This window comes from Psychrobacter sp. bablab_jr014 (assembly GCF_016464015.1).
Lineage (GTDB): Bacteria > Pseudomonadota > Gammaproteobacteria > Pseudomonadales > Moraxellaceae > Psychrobacter.
This window is the reverse complement of sequence record NZ_JACDXT010000021.1, coordinates 41,214-60,316: the sequence shown is the minus strand read 5'-3', so window position 1 is coordinate 60,316 and position 19,103 is coordinate 41,214. Positions and strand designations below refer to the sequence as shown.

General features: G+C 48.1%; 19 protein-coding genes. 9 read left to right on the top strand and 10 right to left on the bottom strand.

Annotation, left to right across the window (positions count from 1 at the left end; genetic code table 11):
- Nucleotides 1-181 precede the first annotated feature (181 nt).
- The 5 genes from JIE71_RS06565 (at nt 182) to JIE71_RS06545 (ending at nt 6,547) form a co-directional block, all read left to right on the top strand.
- Nucleotides 182-1,792, top strand: coding sequence for an AmpG family muropeptide MFS transporter (locus tag JIE71_RS06565; protein WP_199507938.1), 1,611 nt, complete (start codon nt 182-184; stop codon nt 1,790-1,792).
- A gap of 59 nt (nt 1,793-1,851) precedes the next feature.
- The gene (gene prmC, locus JIE71_RS06560) at nt 1,852-2,724 is read left to right on the top strand and encodes a peptide chain release factor N(5)-glutamine methyltransferase (RefSeq protein ID WP_199507937.1); all 873 of its coding nucleotides are present in this window, start codon (nt 1,852-1,854) and stop codon (nt 2,722-2,724) included.
- Nucleotides 2,725-2,782: 58 nt separating this feature from the next.
- Nucleotides 2,783-3,565 (top strand): HesA/MoeB/ThiF family protein, encoded by a 783-nt coding sequence (locus JIE71_RS06555; RefSeq protein WP_416232017.1) that lies wholly within the window; start codon nt 2,783-2,785, stop codon nt 3,563-3,565.
- A 96-nt stretch (nt 3,566-3,661) separates the two neighbouring features.
- A complete protein-coding gene (locus tag JIE71_RS06550) occupies nt 3,662-4,987 on the top strand; it encodes an ABC1 kinase family protein (protein WP_206767376.1) in 1,326 nt (441 codons plus the stop codon).
- Nucleotides 4,988-5,314: 327 nt separating this feature from the next.
- Entirely contained in the window at nt 5,315-6,547 is a 1,233-nt protein-coding gene (locus tag JIE71_RS06545) for a YbfB/YjiJ family MFS transporter (RefSeq protein WP_199507935.1), read from the top strand.
- A 9-nt stretch (nt 6,548-6,556) separates the two neighbouring features.
- On the opposite strand, the gene JIE71_RS06540 is transcribed toward JIE71_RS06545, so the two are convergent.
- Nucleotides 6,557-7,045 carry an Lrp/AsnC family transcriptional regulator gene (locus JIE71_RS06540; RefSeq protein WP_199507934.1) on the bottom strand — a complete coding sequence of 163 codons (489 nt, stop codon included), beginning with the start codon at nt 7,043-7,045 and terminating at the stop codon, nt 6,557-6,559.
- A 204-nt stretch (nt 7,046-7,249) separates the two neighbouring features.
- Here JIE71_RS06540 and leuA point away from each other — a divergent pair, with 204 nt between their 5' ends.
- Nucleotides 7,250-9,016, top strand: a complete 1,767-nt coding sequence (gene leuA, locus JIE71_RS06535; protein ID WP_199507933.1) for a 2-isopropylmalate synthase — start codon at nt 7,250-7,252, stop codon at nt 9,014-9,016.
- A 273-nt stretch (nt 9,017-9,289) separates the two neighbouring features.
- Complete coding sequence (locus tag JIE71_RS06530) at nt 9,290-9,853, top strand: hypothetical protein (RefSeq protein ID WP_199507932.1); 564 nt, start codon at nt 9,290-9,292, stop codon at nt 9,851-9,853.
- 124 nt (nt 9,854-9,977) lie between these two features.
- On the opposite strand, the gene accC is transcribed toward JIE71_RS06530, so the two are convergent.
- From accC to JIE71_RS06510, 4 genes are all read right to left on the bottom strand, one after another.
- Complete coding sequence (gene accC / locus JIE71_RS06525; RefSeq protein ID WP_199507931.1) at nt 9,978-11,336, bottom strand: acetyl-CoA carboxylase biotin carboxylase subunit; 1,359 nt, start codon at nt 11,334-11,336, stop codon at nt 9,978-9,980.
- Between the two features lie 98 nt (nt 11,337-11,434).
- Nucleotides 11,435-11,875 (bottom strand): acetyl-CoA carboxylase biotin carboxyl carrier protein, encoded by a 441-nt coding sequence (accB, locus tag JIE71_RS06520; RefSeq protein WP_199507930.1) that lies wholly within the window; start codon nt 11,873-11,875, stop codon nt 11,435-11,437.
- Between the two features lie 356 nt (nt 11,876-12,231).
- Nucleotides 12,232-13,641: an MATE family efflux transporter gene (locus JIE71_RS06515; protein WP_199507979.1), complete on the bottom strand. Its 1,410-nt coding sequence runs from the start codon at nt 13,639-13,641 to the stop codon at nt 12,232-12,234.
- A 456-nt stretch (nt 13,642-14,097) separates the two neighbouring features.
- Nucleotides 14,098-14,589 (bottom strand): EVE domain-containing protein, encoded by a 492-nt coding sequence (locus tag JIE71_RS06510; RefSeq protein ID WP_199507929.1) that lies wholly within the window; start codon nt 14,587-14,589, stop codon nt 14,098-14,100.
- A gap of 330 nt (nt 14,590-14,919) precedes the next feature.
- On the opposite strand from JIE71_RS06510, the gene hemW reads away from it, so the two are divergent.
- Nucleotides 14,920-16,179 (top strand): radical SAM family heme chaperone HemW, encoded by a 1,260-nt coding sequence (gene hemW, locus JIE71_RS06505; protein ID WP_199507928.1) that lies wholly within the window; start codon nt 14,920-14,922, stop codon nt 16,177-16,179.
- Between the two features lie 135 nt (nt 16,180-16,314).
- Here the strand turns inward: hemW and JIE71_RS06500 are convergent, their stop codons facing one another.
- Nucleotides 16,315-16,455 carry an entericidin A/B family lipoprotein gene (locus JIE71_RS06500; RefSeq protein WP_199507927.1) on the bottom strand — a complete coding sequence of 47 codons (141 nt, stop codon included), beginning with the start codon at nt 16,453-16,455 and terminating at the stop codon, nt 16,315-16,317.
- 390 nt (nt 16,456-16,845) lie between these two features.
- Here JIE71_RS06500 and JIE71_RS06495 point away from each other — a divergent pair, with 390 nt between their 5' ends.
- Nucleotides 16,846-17,394 carry a tRNA (cytidine(34)-2'-O)-methyltransferase gene (locus JIE71_RS06495; RefSeq protein ID WP_199507926.1) on the top strand — a complete coding sequence of 183 codons (549 nt, stop codon included), beginning with the start codon at nt 16,846-16,848 and terminating at the stop codon, nt 17,392-17,394.
- An 88-nt stretch (nt 17,395-17,482) separates the two neighbouring features.
- Here JIE71_RS06495 and JIE71_RS06490 read toward each other — a convergent pair whose 3' ends face one another.
- The 4 genes from JIE71_RS06490 to tusD all read right to left on the bottom strand — a co-directional run bounded on the left by JIE71_RS06490 (nt 17,483) and on the right by tusD (nt 18,979).
- Complete coding sequence (locus JIE71_RS06490; protein WP_416232016.1) at nt 17,483-17,827, bottom strand: TusE/DsrC/DsvC family sulfur relay protein; 345 nt, start codon at nt 17,825-17,827, stop codon at nt 17,483-17,485.
- Nucleotides 17,828-17,829: 2 nt separating this feature from the next.
- Nucleotides 17,830-18,156 (bottom strand): hypothetical protein, encoded by a 327-nt coding sequence (locus JIE71_RS06485; protein WP_199507924.1) that lies wholly within the window; start codon nt 18,154-18,156, stop codon nt 17,830-17,832.
- Between the two features lie 43 nt (nt 18,157-18,199).
- Nucleotides 18,200-18,523, bottom strand: a complete 324-nt coding sequence (locus JIE71_RS06480) for a hypothetical protein (protein ID WP_199507923.1) — start codon at nt 18,521-18,523, stop codon at nt 18,200-18,202.
- Between the two features lie 66 nt (nt 18,524-18,589).
- Nucleotides 18,590-18,979, bottom strand: a complete 390-nt coding sequence (gene tusD, locus JIE71_RS06475; protein WP_199507922.1) for a sulfurtransferase complex subunit TusD — start codon at nt 18,977-18,979, stop codon at nt 18,590-18,592.
- Nucleotides 18,980-19,103: the final 124 nt, after the last annotated feature.

Here is a 19,103-nt window from a genome sequence, read left to right as displayed (position 1 = left end):
TTTAGCCTAAGCAAGAAAAAATAATCCGATAATTACTGGTCACAGCAAAGGTTCTCAAGTACCATAATTGCATTTTGCCGCCTACCGATATTAAGGTATTGCTAGCTCTGATTGGCAGTATTGACTCATTATCGTAATCAAGGTGCGCGGCTGTTTGTTGTTTAAAATTGAGTGAGTTGCTATGTCTGCCACCCCGCCCACTTTATCTAAAGACACCCCAAAAAAATCATGGGGTGAAGCGTTCGCGGCGTATGCCGATCGCCGTTCTATTATCATGCTCTTGCTGGGATTCTTTGCAGGCATTCCAATCTTGCTGATTTTTTCTAGCTTATCACTGTGGCTGCGCGAGGCGGGAATTGAGCGCAGCGTCGTCACCCTATTTAGCTGGGCAGCGCTCGGTTATTCTTTTAAATTTATTTGGGCGCCTTTAATTGACGCCGTGCCTGTGCCTATTTTGACGCGTCTGCTGGGACGTCGCCGTGCGTGGCTGCTGGTCGCACAGCTGCTGATTATGGCAGCCATCGTCATTATGGCGAGTATCAATCCCATCAATGCCGATGCGCTGACCTATATGGCAGCAGGTGCGGTATTGCTCGGCTTTTCGTCCGCCACCCAAGATATCGTCATTGATGCCTACCGTATCGAGCTTGCCCCAACTGAATTACAAACCGTACTGTCCGCCGTCTATAGCGCAGGCTATCGTATTGGTATGATTGTCGCGGGGGCAGGGGCGCTTTATTTGGCGGCGGGCTTTGGCTCGACTGAAGCCAGCTATAGCTACGAAGCATGGCGCAATACCTATTATATTATGGCAGCAATTATGGGCGCAGGCGTGGTGACGACCCTGTGCATTCGTGAGCCAATCAGCACACAAGTACGTATTGAGCGCAGTTCCAGCGATTATGCGCGCTTGGTCGCGGTGTTTGCACTCGCCGTAACGGCGTTTGTTCTTACCTTCAGAGCATTTGGTGCCATACTGCCTGAAACGGACGGTGTTCTGCTTGCTTTTGGTCTTGAAGTCGTTCACTTGTTTGTAAGTTTGGCGATCGGTATTGCGGTGGGTTACGCTGCCGTCATGGTCGGCGTGGTAAAAAAAGACGTCGCTGTTACGACGTGGGTTGCACCGATTGCAGATTTTTTTCGCCGTTATGGCAAAAAAGCCTTATTGCTGCTTGCGCTGATTGGTTTGTATCGTATTTCAGACATTGTGGCAGGCGTAATTTCGAATGTTTTCTATCAAGATATGGGCTTTAGCAAAACTGACATCGCCAATGCTGTTAAGCTGTTCGGGGTTGTTATGGTGATTGGCGGCGGCTTTTTGGGCGGGTTGCTGGCGCAGCGGTTACGTATCATGCAGGCAATGATGGTTGGTGCCGTGCTTGCTTGTATTACCAATTTGCTGTTCGTACTACTGACCTACCATCCAGGCAGTCTGCTCTATATGTATATCGCTGTGGTGTTTGACAACCTTGCCGCAGGGCTTGCGAGTGCGGTCTTTATCGCGTTTTTATCGGCATTGACGTCGATTCGCTTTACTGCGGTGCAATATGCCATTTTTTCCTCACTAATGACTTTATTCCCTAAAGTCTTGGGCGGGTATTCAGGCTCAATCGTGGACAATATGGGCTATCCGTTCTTCTTTATCTTTACTTTCGCAATCGGCATTCCTATTCTTTTGTTAATTTACTTGGTCGATAAACATATCGTCATTGGTGAAAATGATGACGGAGCGGAGATTGCAAATAATCCCAATATGCGCAGTACCGATGAGCCGCCGCGCGCTGGTGAGTAAGTGACGATGGACAATAAAGATCAGCGCGCTAAATTTTTTGATAAGGATTGAAACCAAACATGAGCAGCAGCGTCAAAGACATTAAACACCAAAGTAAAGCATGGGCAGAGACGTATCATGTCCCAAGCTTTTGGATGACCGATTGGCTGCTCCACATCTTAGGACAAGCACCGCTGTTTTTGATTACCAATGATGACTATGTGCTAAATAATGATGAGCAAGCGTGCTTTGATAAGGGCGTGGCACAGATGCAGGCAGGCACGCCGCTTGCGTATTTGACGGGCACGCAGGCGTTTTGGTCGCTCGATTTTCAGGTCAATGAGCACACATTGATTCCGCGCCCTGATACCGAAGTGCTGGTTGAGCAAGTACTGGCGTGGATGGCGGCGCACCCCACGGCAAATGCTGCGCCGCGTCTGTTAGATTTGGGTACAGGTTCAGGCTGTATCGCCATCAGCCTTGCCTATGAATTACAGCAAGCGCAAGGCAACCGCTGGCAAGTCACAGCGGTTGATATGTCAGAAGGCGCGCTCGCGGTCGCTAAGCAAAACGCCGCATTAAATCAAGTCACTAATGTGACTTTTGCACAAGGCAGCTGGTATAGCGCGCTGGGTGATTTTGAGGCGCGCTTTGAGGCGATTGTCTCCAATCCGCCTTATATCGACGAGGCGGACGAGCATTTGGCGCAGTTGATTGCTGAGCCTATCAGCGCGCTGAGTGCGCCCAATCATGGTTTGGCAGATATCGAGCATATTGTTGCTCATGCGCCACAGCATCTGAGAGCAGGCGGCCTGCTGGCGATTGAGCACGGCTATGACCAAGGGGCAGCGGTCGCTGACTTGATGCGTGCGCGGGGCTTTAGCGACGTGCATACCGTGCAAGATTATGGCGGGCGCGACCGCGTTACCATGGGTCAGTATGTAACGGTATAAAGCGTTATGCCAACCATTAAGCAGAATACATAACAAGACATCAATGCAAGGCATGACTATGATAGAACTGGCGGACGATGAGCTGCTACGCTATGCGCGGCAAATTTTATTAAACGGCTGGGATATGGACGCGCAGCTGCGTCTAAAAGCAGCGCGCATCGTCATCATTGGTGCGGGCGGGCTTGGCTGCCCTGCGTCTGAGACGCTGGCTCGGGCAGGGGTCGGGTGTATCACCTTGATTGACGATGATGTGATTGAAGCAAGTAACTTGCAGCGGCAGACATTGTTTGTGGCGGCAGATATCGGTCAGTCAAAGGCAGTACGCGCTGCCGAGCGCCTGACGGAGATTAACCCTTATATTGCGGCAGTTGGTATAAAGAGCCGTCTCAGCGATGACAATGCCGCAGACTTGCTAGATAGCGGTACGGGCATGCCTGATTTGCTGCTTGATTGCACTGATAATTTTGCCACGCGTGACAGTATCAACCGCATTAGCGTGGCGCTAAATGTTCCGCTGCTTTCTGCCTCCGCCATTGGCATGACAGGGCAGCTGAGTCTGTTTGAGCCTATCAAGCAAACAGGCTGCTATCATTGCTTATTCGGCGCGCCGAGCGATGATGAAGACACGCGCACGTGTGCTAACTCAGGCGTGCTGGCGAGCACCACCACGGTGATGGGCAATTTGCAAGCCAATACCGCACTGCAATATTTGGGGCTAGGACACAATCCTTTAAGCGGCAAGTTGCTGCTTTGGGATGGGCGCAGTATGCAGCAGCGCATGATGAACTATAAGCCTGACCCCACATGCCCCGTTTGTCATCGTCCCGCTTTGCAGCAATAAGCTACATATCAACAATACGTCACCAGTAATCGCGAAGGTGGCTTTGTGCTATGGTGTCCGTTTCCTTTTATATACTTTTTATTATGGTGAATCGTTATGCAGCGTCCTCATTTGTTGCGTCATACCTTTAATGTGGTCAATCGCGTGCGCCAAACTGCCAGTGTGGCGGGTCTGTCGGCGCTACGCGTCGCTAAAGGCGAAAAGCCCGACGCGTATTTGTTAAAAGAGACCTTTGAGCAGCTCGGCACGACGTATATCAAAATCGGGCAGTTTATTGCCAGTACGCCGTCTTTGTTTCCGCGTGCCTATGTTGAGGCGTTTCAAGATTGCCTTGACCAAACTACGCCGCTACCGTACAGCTATATCGAGCGGGTATTAAAAGAAGAGCTGGAAGTCGATGGTCAGCGTTTGGATGACTTGTTTGCAGATATTGACCCCACGCCACTCGCGTCGGCGTCCATCGCGCAGGTGCATGCTGCGCGTCTGCCGAACGGTGATGATGTGGTGCTCAAGGTGCAAAAACCCAATGTCGAAACCATCATGCAAACCGACCTTGGTGTACTACACGCGGTAACCAAGCTGCTTGAAGTCATGATGCCATCCATGAAGTTTGCCAGTATCGCGCCCATCATTGATGAGATTCGCTTGCGCATGCTCGCGGAGACTGACTTTATTAGCGAAGCCAAAAACATTGGCGACTTTCAGCAATTTTTGGCGATGTCGAGCAATAACAAGGTAGTCGCGCCAAAGGTATACGATGCCTTGACCACCAAGCGCGTACTGACCATGAGCCGTCTGTATGGCGTGTCGATGGTCGATACCCATGCCATGCGCCAGTATTGTGACGACCCTGCGCAGGTGATGACCGACACGCTTAACACGTGGTTTGCCAGCCTGATGCTATGCAACAGCTTCCATGCGGATTTGCACGCGGGTAATCTGATGTTGCTCACCGATGGACGCATTGGCTTTTTGGACTTTGGTATTGTCGGACAACTGAAAGCCGAAAGCTGGCGCGCGTGCTTGACCATGGTGCAGGCGCTACAGGACAACAACTATCCTGTGATGGCGCAGGCGATGGTCGATATGGAAATGACCCATGCCCGTCATGAGGTCAATATCAAAGCACTGACTGCCGATTTAGAACGCATGATGCAGTCGATTATGGCAGAAGACCGCGCCTTTACCAGCGGTGTACCCTTTAACAGTAAAGAGCAAGCGGACGAGCTGAATAAAATGATGCTGGAGATTGTCTCTATCGGTAAAGCGCATGGCATTCATTTTCCGCGTGACTTTGCGCTCTTGACCAAGCAGCTTTTGTACTTTGACCGCTTTATGCGCACCCTAGCGCCAGATATGGATATGTTTAGTGATGGGCGCGTCCAGATGCTGGGTCAGGATGCAAAACTGGCAAATGTCTAAATACGCTTACTATCGCTAAGTTATAGTGCATAACGCGTATCTCGACTGTCTTTCACCTATATATAGTAGAACCTAAATAAAATTGATACAGTATAGGAAACCCATCTAATTAGACGCTATTTTTCTTGCTTGCTGTGATTGCGTCTTTTGATGCTGCGAAAAATAGCGTTTAATCTCACTGTATTGGCTTTATAACTTAACTATGCCAGCCTTGCCCCGCCATCATTTGCACTTTTTTTTACCAAAATGCTGCGCTGATGCGGGCAGGGCAGTTTTTACTTTGTCGTACCTTTTTAGCCTTATTCTAGCGCGCCTTTAGGTCACTTTATGCCATCTTCTTTTCGCCATTTTCGCATTACCAATGAGCTTTTGCTGGCATGGATTGGGCTGTACGCTTTGACGGTGGTGATTGGTTTTGGGCGCTTTTTATTCACTGCAACTTTGCCCGATATGATGCAGCAGCTGTCGATGTCTACCGCGACGGCGGGATTTTTGGCGTCCATGAATTATATTGGCTATTTTATTGGCGCGTTTGTGGCAATGTTCGTGCCGCAGCGCCTGACGTGGTCAATGCTAATGGCATGGGCGGTGGTCAGCGTGGTGACTACCATGCTCCTGTCTGTGCCCAACATGCCGCTTGAGGCGTGGTACGTCATTCGTTTGCTGGCAGGTATGGCGAGCGGTCTTACGATGATTTTTAGCTCGACGCTGGTGATTCAAAGCTTTAGTGCGGCGCGGCGCTCGGTACTCTCGACGCTACATTACGCGGGTATCGGTGTGGGCATCAGCGCCTCTGCGTTATTGACATGGCAGCTGCTGCATATCGGGCAGCATTTCGATGTGATTTGGTTGAGCGCTGGTGTGCTAAGCTTGCCTTTGCTCCTGCTTATTTATGCCATCCGTCCACTTGAGGATAATATGGCATCACCGCGCCCACGGTTTTCTATTACCCAAACCTATCATAATTTTAAGCGTGCGCTGTATCAGGCGAGCGTTGGGCATGGGCGTGCGATTGCGCTACTTGCGTTCAGCTACGTTTTGGCAGGCTTTGGCTACATCACTTCGGCGACTTTTTTGCCTGTCATGGCAGCACAACGGCTAGAGAATGCACAGAGCGCAGGGCTGATGATTTGGCTGGTGGTCGGTATTTTTGCCATGCTGTCTAACCCTGTGTGGGGCGCATTGGCAAAGCGCATTGGCGAGACCAAAACCTTGATGGGGCTGACCGCTATTCAGGCATTGGGCATGTTTTTGCCCTTATGGTTGCCTGATGCGGTAGGTCTGTATGCCAATGCGATGATTTTGGGGTTGACCTTTGCAGGTATCGTGTCGATGACCTTGATTATTATCAAAAATATCAACCCTGAGTATTCCAACCTGCTGATGGGCTTGGCGACCGTATCCTATGCGTTTGGGCAGTTTGTCGGGCCCTTAGTCACGGTAGCACTGGCGGGCGCGGGTGACAACTTTGACGCAGGGCTACTCACCGCAGGGTTTGCCCTTATTATAAGCCTACTTTTAGTAATCTGGTTTTGGCGGGTATCGAGCCGCCACGTCTAAGCGCATTACCTACACCACGCTGCGATTAAATACCTCGCGCAGCTCAAAGCTGGTATGCACTTGCGTCACACCCTCGATACGGTTTAAGCGGTGCAATAAAAACTCCTCATAATGCGCCATATCGCGTACGCGCACTTTGATCAAATAGTCCTCGCTGCGTCCCGTGACGATGCTACAGCTGATGACCTCATCAAAGCTCTGGATGCGCGCCTCAAACTGCGCAAAGCGCTCGGCAGTGTGCTTATCCATACTAATGGCAATAAAAATCGCTAAGGGGTAGCCCAGTTTTTCAGCATCAGTCTGCGTGTGATAGCCCGTGATGATGCCCAGCTCTTCTAAGCGCTTGACACGGCGGGCGCAAGGCGTCGCGGACAGATGCACGCGCTCGGCAAGCTCGGTGATACTCATGCGCGCATCATTTTGTAACAGACGCAGCAGCGCTTTGTCAGTCGCGTCAATATCGGGTAAGGGCAGATTGTTTTGGTTTGATGCTGGCATAAGTTTGCCTATTTATAGTGATTTCCACTCATAATAAATAAATCGCGAGTGAAAAGCACTTATTTTTAGCAAATTTATTCTATATAAAGCGGCTTTTCACCGCTTTGCTTTTGTTATTATAATGACTCAGATTAAGACAATTACATAATAACGCTGTATCTAGCGCAGCCATCACTCATCATTACGACTGATTAAGGATCTGTCATGTCTCAGAATGCCGCCAAAATCACGCCAAAGCACGCCGCCTTTGATTATCGCAAATATCGCCCGTTCGCATTTGCGCCAAAGCTTACCGATCGCACATGGCCTAGCAAGACCATCACCAAAGCTCCGATTTGGGCGAGTGTGGATCTGCGTGATGGCAACCAAGCATTGATTGATCCGATGACCATCGAACAAAAAATGCGTTTTTTTAAAACGCTGGTCGAAGTGGGCTTTAAGGAGATTGAAATCGGCTTTCCATCAGCGGCGCAGGTTGAATTTGACTTTACCCGCAAATTGATCGAAGAAAACCATGTGCCTGAAGATGTGACCTTGCAAGTCTTGGTGCAGGCGCGTGAGCACTTGATCGCCCGTACCTTTGAATCTCTAAAAGGCGCAAAGCGCGCGGTCGTTCACGTCTATAATTCAACCAGCCGTGTCCAACGCGACAAAGTGTATGGTAAAAATTTAGATGAGATCAAAGACATTGCGGTGACAGGTGCAAAACTATTAAAAACCTATGCCGCCAAATATCCAGAAACAGAATGGGTATTTCAGTACTCGCCAGAGAGCTTTAGCCAAACTGAAACCGACTATGCCATTGAAGTGTGCGATGCCGTTTGTGACATCTGGCAGCCGCAGCAAGGCCAAGAAGTCATTTTAAACTTGCCAGCGACCGTTGAAGCTTCGATGCCTAATGTCTTTGCTGACCAAGTTGAGTACTTTTGCCGCAATCTTGCCCACCGTGAACATGTGATTATCAGTTTGCACACCCATAACGATCGTGGCTGCGCGATTGCTGCCGCTGAGCTTGGTATGCTAGCGGGTGCAGATCGTATCGAGGGCACACTGCTTGGCAACGGTGAGCGTACAGGCAACATGGACATTATGGTCATGGCGATGAACTTGTTTAGCCAAGGCATTGACCCCGAGCTTGATTTTAGCAACATGAGCGAGATTGTGCAGGTGGTCAGCGAGTGTAATAACTTGCCCTTGCACCCACGCCATCCGTACGTGGGCGAGCTTGTGTTCACCGCCTTCAGTGGCTCGCACCAAGACGCGATTAAAAAATCATTGGACTACAATGAAAAGCATCGTGACGAGACTGACAATATCTGGGACGTGGCATACTTGCCGATTGATCCAGCGCACATCGGCCGCAGCTATCAAGACGTGGTACGTATCAACAGCCAATCAGGTAAAGGCGGCGTCGCATATATCTTGCAGCGCAATTACGGCTTTAATTTGCCGCGCTGGATGCAGATTGACTTTAGCCGTGTGGTTCAAGACCATGCTGAAGCAGCGGCACGTGAATTGCAAAATGACGAGATTTTAAAGGCTTTTGAAAACACGTACCTACAGCAAGAGCGCTTTGAACTCCTTGACTATAGCGTGAATAATAAAGGCGGCGAAGTCTACTTTGATGGTCAAGTAAAAGCCGATGACGAAGTGATTACTATCCAAGGGACAGGTAATGGTCCATTGTCCTCATTCATTGACAGCTTGAGCACATATACGGGCAAATCGCTACATATCATTAACTATGCTGAACATGCAATCAACCCGCAGCATGGCACCATCGATGGTATTGATGACGACAGCAGTAAAGACAACAAGACCAACGCCAATGCGGCAGCCTATATTCAGCTAAACGTCGATGGTCAAGTTTATTCAGGTATCGGTACGTGCAGCAGTACGGTATCGGCGATGCTAAAAGGCGCACTATCTGCATTAGCGCAAGCGACTGAAGATAAGCCTGTGGCCGCTTAATTTATTGTACTTATCATGATGAACCATGCTTTGGCGGTGCTAAGGCATGGTTTTTTGTTGTTTGCTGGATAATGGCGTTATACTGTTTAAAAGGGCAATAGCATAATGTTACTTGTGTTTTATCAGGTAAGGATTTACGCTAAATAGCATACCTAAGAAAAATTAGGCACTACTTTTAGCATGACTGATATTTGTGCTATATAAAATTTTTTGAGGATTGGGCGATATTTTACGCCATGTATACTTTAAACAATAATAATATTAAGGCTACTTATGGAACCGCTATCTGTTGCTTCTGTGACTCTGGCGTCGATACTGGCGTCTCTACCTGCCAATAACGAGCAGATCAGTCATTCGAACATTACCACGCATATCAGTCCTGCGATTGCAGGTCAGTGGGTGCTGGATTTGCCCCGCACTCAAAAAATGATGGACGTGATACAAGACAACGCTACCGAAGAGATGACTGGTGACTCAGGTACTAGCGTGTCTGAGCGTCGGCGCTATAGCACCAGTGAACTAACAGCACTGCCCATGAATGCGCAAAACCAATGTAAAGAGCTGTATAACTTTGCGGCGGATAATGAAATGTGGTCGGTGAGCGGTAAAGAATGGACGTATGGGCGTTATTTGGTCACTCATCCTGATGAGGGATTACCAATTATTGCCATCCAAACCATTCATGATAACAATGAAATGGACTGTTCGGGCAACCAAATTGACCAAAGCGGTGAGGCGGTTATTGCTTATCTAAAGCATGATAACAATCAGATGCAGTGGTGTGCTGATGCTGATGGCGTCGATTGTTTTATGCATTTTGAGCGCGTACTGCCGTAGCTATCAATCAGCAATATGGTTTAAATAAATGACGTCATAGACCCATCGACAAATCATAAAAAAGCCGCTATATAGATGTGAATAGCGGCTTTTTATCAGATACGTCTTTTTACTAAACAAGCAATTAAGCTTTTTTATCTTCTTTTGGTGCCAGCAATACTTTTTCTAAATAATGAATGTTTTGTGCTTCATTATAGAAATTGTCATCTGACAAAATCACATCACGGTGTAATGGAATATTGGTTTTAATACCTTCAATAACCAATTCATCCAGCGCTTGCAATGTCTTAGCAATCGCTTGACGGCGCGTCTGACCATGACAGATCAGCTTACCAATCAATGAGTCATAATAGGTTGGGATGTCATAGTTAGGATACAGATGCGAGTCAAAACGTACGCCTGCGCCACCTGGAGTAAATAGCTGCGTGACCGTCCCTGGTGATGGCATAAAGGTCGCTGGGTCTTCGGCATTGATACGACATTCAATCGCGTGACCTTGGATTTGAATCTCGCTTTGACGGTATGATAAACCAAAACCTGCGGCGATTTTTAGCTGCTCGACCACGACGTCAACACCTGTGATCATTTCGGTGACAGGGTGCTCAACCTGTACGCGAGTATTCATTTCAATAAAGAAGAATTCATTGTTTTCAAATAAGAATTCAAACGTACCTGCACCGCGATATTTGACCAGTTCACAAGCACGCACACACGCTTGCAGGATAGGCTCACGCACATCATCTGGGATATCTGGAGCAGGGGCTTCTTCTAGTACCTTTTGGTGACGGCGCTGCAATGAGCAATCGCGGTCATAAAGGTGGATGGCGTTACCATTACCGTCACCCAAAACCTGTACTTCGACGTGGCGTGGGTTTTGTAGGTAGCGTTCCATATAGATGGTGTCATCGCCAAACCACAGCTCTGCTTCTTGCTTGGCCGCTTGGACTTGACCAATCAGCTCATCAAAACGCTCAACCACACGCATACCACGACCACCACCACCAGCAGCGGCTTTAATAAGGAGTGGGAAGCCGATATTGCGCGCTTGCTCTTCAGCATTGTGCAAAGTCACTGCGCCCACAGAACCTGGGACAGTCGGTACGCCTGCTTTTTTCATCGCATTAATGGCAGAGACCTTATTACCCATTAGGCGGATGTGATCCGCATTTGGACCAACAAAAGTTAACCCTGCTTCTTCGACTTGTTCTGCAAATTCGGCATTTTCTGACAAAAAGCCATAGCCTGGGTGGATGGCGTCTGCACCCGTAATCTCTGCTGCCGTCAAGATGGTATTAATATCTAGGTAGCTTTGGTTGGCGTTGGGCTTGCCGATACAAATGGCTTCGTCCACAAAGCGCAGATGCATCAGGTTCTCATCAGCGGTAGAGTATACGCCGACAGTCTCGATGCCCAGTTGTTTACAGGCACGGACGATACGTAGCGCAATTTCACCTCGGTTGGCGATAAGCAGTTTTTTTATCATGGGGTTGTCCTCATCAAAGCGGCAGGGTAATCAGTGGCTTGCATGTCATCTGCTATAGTCATGCAAGCGCTTGATATTGATTCGTTGGGCAGTGACCGTTACGCTTTATAGCGAATAACAGGCTGGCCGAACTGTACCACTTCAGAGTTGTCTACCAGGATTGCTTCAATGATACCGCTTTGGGTGGCTTCTAGCGGGTTCATGATTTTCATCGCTTCGATAATACCTAAGGTATCACCTGCTTGTACTTTTTGACCCACTTTCACATACGGAGGGTCATTGGGCGTAGGCGCTGCGTAAAACACGCCAACCATAGGTGAGGTTTCAACGCTACCAGCTTTGGCAGCAGGCGTGCTGTCAGTAGCAGCAGGCGCGTTAATAGGTGCTGGGGCAGCTGTAGGGGCAGCCATCATTGCTGGCGCTGGCTGCTCATAGTGACGGGTTAGACTGACATGATCATCGCCTGTACTGACTTCTAGGTTGACCAGTTCTTTTTCTTCCATCAACTCGATGAGGGTGCGAATTTTTTCAATATCCATAGCGTTCACGCGGCCTTATATTAAGATAAAAAGTAATAGATGCAATGTAGAGCAGTTGGGCATACTACCAAACCATTACCTATGATGATTTTTTAGGTAATTTAACATTACAATTAATTTGTTTAGCTGTGCTAAATGCTTATTTTGCCCTTAATGTAACAAAATGTGGTTACGTTGGTGCTAATGATACCTACATTCCACAAAATGAGCAATCAATGTACACTTGTGAACTCAATATTTTTACATATTACTGACTAAGGCTGTGTAATTGCGTAAATATACGATAGCGTCTAGCTTGCAGGACTGCCTAGTAGGCACTTGTATAATACGTGTATGCAATACAGTTTTATAGATATTTAGCCATTTGCAAGCACTGCGTCATCGTATTGTTTGGGTGACTCTGACCAGATACGCGCCAACCGCCGCTGCTGATAGCGCAGGCGCCATGTGAGCAGTACGGCTGCTAAAAACAATCCTGTAACCAGCGCCATCCAAAACCCTTGTGCGCCCACATCTGTATAACGCACCAAATACGTACCAAGTGGTAAAGCGACCAACCAATAACAAAACAGTGTGAGCCACATCGGCACGGTCGTGTCCTGCATCCCGCGTAGAATGCCTGCGATATTGACCTGCCAGCCATCAAAGAGCTGATAACCAAGTGCGAATATTAACAAGTGAATGGCTTGCTGTTGTACCGCTGGGTTATCGGTAAAAGCAGCGGCGAGTTGCGGACGGAACAGCCAAATTCCTAGCATACATAGGCAGGCGATAATCAAGGTCCAAATCAGTCCCGTACGCTGCACGCTTTGCAATGCGGCTAGATTCTGCTCACCAAAGCGATTTGACACCATAATGGTCAGCGCCATGGCTACCGAAATGGGTATCATAAACAGCTGGGAAGTGATGGACAGCGCCACCTGATGCGAGGCGACGGCCTGCTCACCCAAAGGACTAATCACGAGTGACGCCAAACTAAACAAGCTCGCCTCAAAAAATATCGCGATACCAATCGGGATACCAAGCTTTAATAGCTTATTGATTTGTGTTCGGCTGGGCTTAGAAAAGCCATAAAAAAAGCGCGTACTGGCAAATTGATGCCGCTTAGAAAACGCAGTATACGCTGCAAGCAAAAGCACGTTAATCCACAATACCAAGGCAGTTGCCACACCACAACCTGCACCGCCCAATGCAGGCATGCCAAAGTGTCCATGGATGAAGATATAGTTTAAAGGAATGTCCGCAAGCAGTCCTGCAATGCTAATAATGGTCACAGGCTCGGGACGACCAAGCGCTTCGCAATAACTGCGCAGTACGGCATATACTGCAACGGCAGGAAAACCAAAAGAGACGCCATGTAGATATTGCGCGGCTTTTGGCTGAATGTTTTCAGGCACGCCCATCAGCGGTAAAACCTGCGGCATCATGTTCACCACCACAAAGCCAATCAGACCAATCAACCCTGCCGCCCATATCGACTGCTGTGTGATATGTGGTACATGGTGATGACGGTTTTGTCCAACAGCTTCGCCAATCAATGGTGTGGTGGCGATTAAAATCCCTGTTGCCAATAAAAACAGCGGCAACCAAATCCCTGAGCCAATAGACACCGCCGCCAAATCCAGCGCCGATACGCGACCTGCCATAATGGCATCAACGACACCCAGCGCCGCTTGGCAAAATTGGGTGATAAGAATAGGTAATACCAACACACCGAGCCGCGCACTATAGCGCTTAAACTCGGAAAACGACAATGGATAAATCATAATGACCACGATATCAGTAGCATCAATCAAGATGGCATGAACACCTGCGCATGGGCAGCTGCTAAAAAAGAAAAGCGCTGGCGGATAAAGGCGTGTTTTCAATTCAAACGCTGACGGCTAAATGGGCTAAAAATGGCTAAATCTTTGGCAAACGGTGTTAAATAGCTGGTCAATATCTTGATATTATCTGCGCTATTTTCCTTGTTTGCCTGCGATTTATCTCATTTTTATCACCGTTTTTAAAATGAAGACACGCCCAAGAACAATCGGCCTACGTTATAAGCTGATAAGACGCATGAGCGCCGTATCAAAAAATGCATACCTACATAAAAATAACCCGCACATCCAAAAATGTACGGGCTTTGGGTAAGATGGTAAACAAGCCGACAATTGATGTCAACCGCTCGCAGGCTGAGAATGGCTACCTCGCAGTCATTTGATTGATTTTGACTGTGCTCATTCATCGTCCTTATCATCAATCAGCCTTTTATCTTCAGCAAGTCCTGTGATGGCGTACCAATGTTTTGGCTCAAGCGGCAAGACTGTCAGCTGCTCACAGCCTTTTTTTAATAATAAAGAATCCTCAAGGGTAGGCAAAGTTTTGAGTGCGGTTAAAGGCAAGACGTCAGAAAAGGCAGACTCAAAGCTGACCTCGACCATATACCAGCGCGGGTCATCTTCGGTAGCAATCGGGTCATAGTGGCGGTGCTCAGGGTGAAATTGCGACGGATCAGGGTGTCCTGCCTTGCTCACGCGCATAATGCCTGCCACGCCTGAGGGTCTCGCGCTTGAGTGATAAAACAACACCTCATCACCGACTGCCATATCATCGCGCATAAAATTGCGCGCCCGATAGTTGCGCACGCCGTCCCATGCATCACTGCCCAAACGTGCCAAGTCATGAATACCAAAAAAGGCGGGGTTGGATTTCATCAGCCAATAGGCCATCGTGTGCTCCTTATTATTTTATGTTGGGTGACGATAGGTGTGTTTGATGCGCTGCTTTTACTCGATATGCTTTTCTTTTATAAAAGAAGCCGTTATCCTACCGCCACTAAATTATTTGCCAGTGCGCTTAGATAAGCTATTAAAGTAGATATTTTTATAAATAATATATAGCGAGATTTAATGGTATTTTTCGTAGCCTTTGGAGGCGCAGCCACAACAAGCAAGAAAAATACCGTTCAATGGAGCGTGTTTGTAATAATGTGCTTTTTTTATTTAGCACCAACTACATTTATACGTTAAATCCTCACCATTTTAGCCTAAGTGATTGTTATGCCTGTATACGATGCGTTACCTCAAAAGCTGTCTCTAAATGTGGCAGACATTCCTTTGGCGCTGTACATTCATATTCCGTGGTGCGTCAAAAAGTGCCCGTATTGTGACTTTAATTCGCATGAACTAAAGCCTGATGCCGATGCTGCCATGTATCGTGAGTACGTGGATACGCTATTGGCCGATGCCAAAATGCAGAAAAACTTGGCGCAAGGGCGGGTCATCAGTTCAATATTCATTGGTGGTGGAACGCCCTCATTATTGCCCATTAATGAATATCAGCGTTTATTTGAAGGCTTACGTGCATGCTTTGAATGGGCGGCAGATATCGAAATCACGATGGAGGCAAACCCAGGTACGCTGGAGCATGCGCCGTTTACTGAGTATCTAGCAGTGGGCATCAACCGACTGTCTATCGGCGTGCAAAGCTTTGATGCCGATAAGCTGACTAAACTTGGACGTATCCACAACCCTGAGCAAGCAGTGAGCGCGATTGGGCAAGCGCGCGCGGCGGGCTTTACGCGAGTCAATGTGGACTTGATGCATGGCTTGCCTGAGCAAAGCGCGGATGAGGCATTGTATGATATTACCACCGCCCATGAAGCAGGCGCGACGCACATTTCATGGTATCAGCTGACCATTGAGCCAAATACCGTCTTTTATCGCAATCAGCCCGTATTGCCTGACGAGACAGATTTAGAAGAGATTGAGGACGCGGGACAGGCGCTCCTTACGCGCTTGGGCTATCGCAATTATGAAGTTTCCGCGTGGGCGGGCAAGGATGACCAGCCGTGCCGCCACAATATCAATTATTGGCAATTTGGGGATTATTTGGCGATTGGTGCGGGCGCGCATGGCAAAGTCAGTATTGATATAAACCATCAAGAGGCAGCACAGTTACTGGATGCTGAATCAGTAAGCGCAGGGCAAATTTACCGCTTTAGCAAGTCAAGGTTGCCTAAAGACTACAGCCCAGCTATAAGCACGACCGAAGCCATAAATACCGTACCAAAAATGGTCAACTGGCAGGCGATAGATAAAGACGAGCTGGTCAGCGAGTTTATGCTTAATGCCTTGCGCTTGCATCATGGGGCGTCTTGGGCGTTGTTCGAGGCGCGTACTGGCTTGCCGCGCAGTACGATTGCAGAAACAGTAGCCACGCTTGTAACCCAAGGGTTATTAGAGCAGGGCGATGCGGGCATTATCCCCAGTCCACTGGGACTGCGCTATCTCAATCAAGTGCTGCATGCCTTTTTATAAACGTTCTTTTGGATAATGACGGTCTTTTGGTGAATCATTGCTTTATCTTTTGTCATGATTTAAATAAGATTATTAAGCATAAAAAAAGGCTTACGGTAAAGTAAGCCTTTTATAAATCGTAAGCCCAAATAATGCTTAGATTTTGTTTTGTACTTCTTGTGCGCTACCAGTCACAGCATTACCTGCGCTTGATACGTCTTCGCCTAGGCCTTTGAACGTGTTGCAACCAGTTAGTACAAACATAGCTGCCATAGATGCGATGATAAGTTTTTTCATAATAATATCCTCAAATGATGGTAATTCTGTGCTTTTATAATAAAGATAAAAGCGCTATCGTCTCAAAAAGTCACAAGATAAAGCAAAGCACTTTGCTACCGTTGACCGTCCTTAGGATTTAATTGCACAATAAGCGTCAGACTTTGGCGTTTCGTCCGTATTCTGCGCCGCTTATGCTTCCTTTGTTGAGTTCATCATAGTAAAAGATAAAAATCGTGCCCAGTAGTAAAGTGTAAGTATTGATAATAAACTGTAACTTTAAAGTACAATCACGTAATGTTGCGCGCTTTGTATCACAGCATAATAACGCGCAAAGCCAGACATTATCTATGCTTAGGTTTGCTTGGCACCATATACCGAGCAGGAATTATTTTTTTATTTGGAAGAGTTATGACCATTCATATTGTGTTGGTATCACCCAAAATGCCCAGCAACACAGGCAACATCATTCGTCTGTGTGCCAATACAGGCGCGCAGCTGCATTTGGTCGAGCCATTAGGATTTGCGCTTGATGATAAAAAATTACGCCGTGCAGGACTTGATTATCATGAATATGCGCACTTGCAAGTGCATCAGAATTGGCAAGCAGCAGAAGCGGCATTAAGAGCGGCAAGCTGCGAGCGCATCGTGGCATTGACGACCAAGCTGAGCCAGCCGTTTTATGAGTATGACTTTGGGGCAGTGGTAGAAAGTACAGAAGCAGCGCCTTCGGTCGCGTTGGTGTTTGGTTCAGAAACCGCAGGACTAAGTGATGAGGTGCGTGCCGCTATTGGCGAGGGCAATTGGCTGCGTCTACCGATGCTGCCTGATTCGCGCAGTCTGAATCTTTCCAACAGTGTGGCGATTTGTCTGTATGAAGTATGGCGTCAGCAAGGCTTTAGCGGTGACACGGGGCGCAGTGTGGGCTATGAAACCTTGACCGTATATGACCCAAAATAGTAGGCATTTAAACGTATAAATCAACAGTGAAGCAAATAAAAGCCGTCTGTATCAAGACGGCTTTATTTATAATAATAAAGTGGAAAACTTATAGACAGTTTGGCGGTTTGGGCAAGCCTGCCACACGATTGACATGGCGAGCGACCAAGCCTGTGTTAAAGAGTTGCTGCAATTTTTGGTTGCTGATGCCGTGCTCAGGCAAGGTCTTTTGTAGCCATTTGATCAGCGGACGCGTGGCGGGCGGGTGATTAAACGTGTCAAAAAACTGCCGCACTTGGGTCAAAATGGCCAAATGCTCATCGGTCAGCTGTACCTCAAGGGTATTGGCGAGCTGCTGCGCGACTTGAGGCGTCCATAGCGTGTGATCGCAAAGATGACCGTCACTGTCAAGGGCAATCGTTCCGAGGGTGGGGGTGTCTGCGTCTGTATTCATAGTCATAGGGCGATACTGATTACCTGCTGAAATTGAGCGTCGAGGGTTAAGTCTACCCATGTGCTGTCGCTAATAATCGTGGCTTTGTCTTGAAGTTTAAGACGACTGACTGTCTGTTCATCTAGCGCGTTGATATCTTGCTCTAGCGCGTAAATGGCTTGGCAATCGGTCAAAGCTTCGGCATCCATCGCCATCTGTAGCCAGTCGATATACGCGACGCTTGCGCCCAGCAGTAGAATACTGTCGCCCGCTTGCCACATTTGGGCAAGGCGCGCTACGCTGCCATCTAGCGTCTCGCCTGTCGCATGAAGTTGGTGGAGTGTCGCCATAATGCGTCGTTACCTTTTTATGTATGGTTTATCATTTATTGCGTTAAACGCTAATCACTTGGTCAAAGGCCGTAACGTCGATATGCTCAGGCGCTAATACCAGCTGGCTTGCCACATCGGCAGGCAATACGCCAACCAGCCAGCCACTTAGCGTGTCATCAGGCAGCCACGCGGGCGGCAAGTCATACAAATCAAGTGCCTGTATCATACCATGCAAGCGCGATGTCGGCTGCATCAGTTGGTCAAAGACATTGGGCGTCAAATACAGCTGCACCTCATGCCCAAAGGTCGCAAGTGTCAATGCCAGAGCGCAGCCTTCATAGCTTAACAGCTCGGTTGCGCCTTGTAATTGGATGAATAATCTCATTGGTTCCCCAGAGTAGAGCGGTTGTTTGATTCATGCTCACACATTAACGATAAATGTAGCAGGTGACTAAAAGCAAAGCATACGTCCCTCTGCTTGCATTAGGCTGGCAAGCTCACCCAGCCCCACCAACTGATAACCTTCGGCCAAGCTGTCGCCTGTTAATTGATGACGTGTGCCGTTATCCGTGTCAGTGATGCCGCGACTGAGTGCGGTGCTGACGCAGACAGGCAGCGACAAATGATGCGCGCTTGCAAGGCTTTGCCATGCTTTGGTGATGTTAAATTGTTCAGCGGACTGCCAACGTAAGCGGCTGGCAATACTTGCTGCATCCGCGTAAAAAAACACGGATAAGGTATTGTCAGGATGGGACTGCAAATACGCCTCCGCATAACGTAGCGCCAGCATCGTTATCGGGTGGCTGGGGTCTTTGGTTAATAATAAAGTGGTATGCGCCATCGTGGTTCTCTCCCGTTAAACACATGAGCGACCGACAGCCGCTTGGGTATTATGGCAAAAAATTGCGGCGGCGCAACCTTTGATGGGTGGTGCGCTAAAATGTTCTTACAAAATGCTGCACAAT

Coding starts and splice junctions, on each gene's coding strand:
- JIE71_RS06555 (WP_416232017.1), top strand. CDS start 2,783: ATGATAGAACTGGCGGACGATGAGCTGCTACGCTATGCGCGGCAAATT.
- JIE71_RS06550 (WP_206767376.1), top strand. CDS start 3,662: ATGCAGCGTCCTCATTTGTTGCGTCATACCTTTAATGTGGTCAATCGC.
- JIE71_RS06495 (WP_199507926.1), top strand. CDS start 16,846: ATGACCATTCATATTGTGTTGGTATCACCCAAAATGCCCAGCAACACA.
- tusD (WP_199507922.1), bottom strand. CDS start 18,979: ATGGCGCATACCACTTTATTATTAACCAAAGACCCCAGCCACCCGATA.
- accC (WP_199507931.1), bottom strand. CDS start 11,336: ATGATAAAAAAACTGCTTATCGCCAACCGAGGTGAAATTGCGCTACGT.
- JIE71_RS06510 (WP_199507929.1), bottom strand. CDS start 14,589: ATGGCCTATTGGCTGATGAAATCCAACCCCGCCTTTTTTGGTATTCAT.
- JIE71_RS06480 (WP_199507923.1), bottom strand. CDS start 18,523: ATGAGATTATTCATCCAATTACAAGGCGCAACCGAGCTGTTAAGCTAT.
- JIE71_RS06515 (WP_199507979.1), bottom strand. CDS start 13,641: ATGATTTATCCATTGTCGTTTTCCGAGTTTAAGCGCTATAGTGCGCGG.
- JIE71_RS06490 (WP_416232016.1), bottom strand. CDS start 17,827: ATGAATACAGACGCAGACACCCCCACCCTCGGAACGATTGCCCTTGAC.
- accB (WP_199507930.1), bottom strand. CDS start 11,875: ATGGATATTGAAAAAATTCGCACCCTCATCGAGTTGATGGAAGAAAAA.
- JIE71_RS06565 (WP_199507938.1), top strand. CDS start 182: ATGTCTGCCACCCCGCCCACTTTATCTAAAGACACCCCAAAAAAATCA.
- JIE71_RS06500 (WP_199507927.1), bottom strand. CDS start 16,455: ATGAAAAAACTTATCATCGCATCTATGGCAGCTATGTTTGTACTAACT.
- leuA (WP_199507933.1), top strand. CDS start 7,250: ATGTCTCAGAATGCCGCCAAAATCACGCCAAAGCACGCCGCCTTTGAT.
- JIE71_RS06545 (WP_199507935.1), top strand. CDS start 5,315: ATGCCATCTTCTTTTCGCCATTTTCGCATTACCAATGAGCTTTTGCTG.
- JIE71_RS06485 (WP_199507924.1), bottom strand. CDS start 18,156: ATGGCGACACTCCACCAACTTCATGCGACAGGCGAGACGCTAGATGGC.
- prmC (WP_199507937.1), top strand. CDS start 1,852: ATGAGCAGCAGCGTCAAAGACATTAAACACCAAAGTAAAGCATGGGCA.
- JIE71_RS06530 (WP_199507932.1), top strand. CDS start 9,290: ATGGAACCGCTATCTGTTGCTTCTGTGACTCTGGCGTCGATACTGGCG.
- hemW (WP_199507928.1), top strand. CDS start 14,920: ATGCCTGTATACGATGCGTTACCTCAAAAGCTGTCTCTAAATGTGGCA.
- JIE71_RS06540 (WP_199507934.1), bottom strand. CDS start 7,045: ATGCCAGCATCAAACCAAAACAATCTGCCCTTACCCGATATTGACGCG.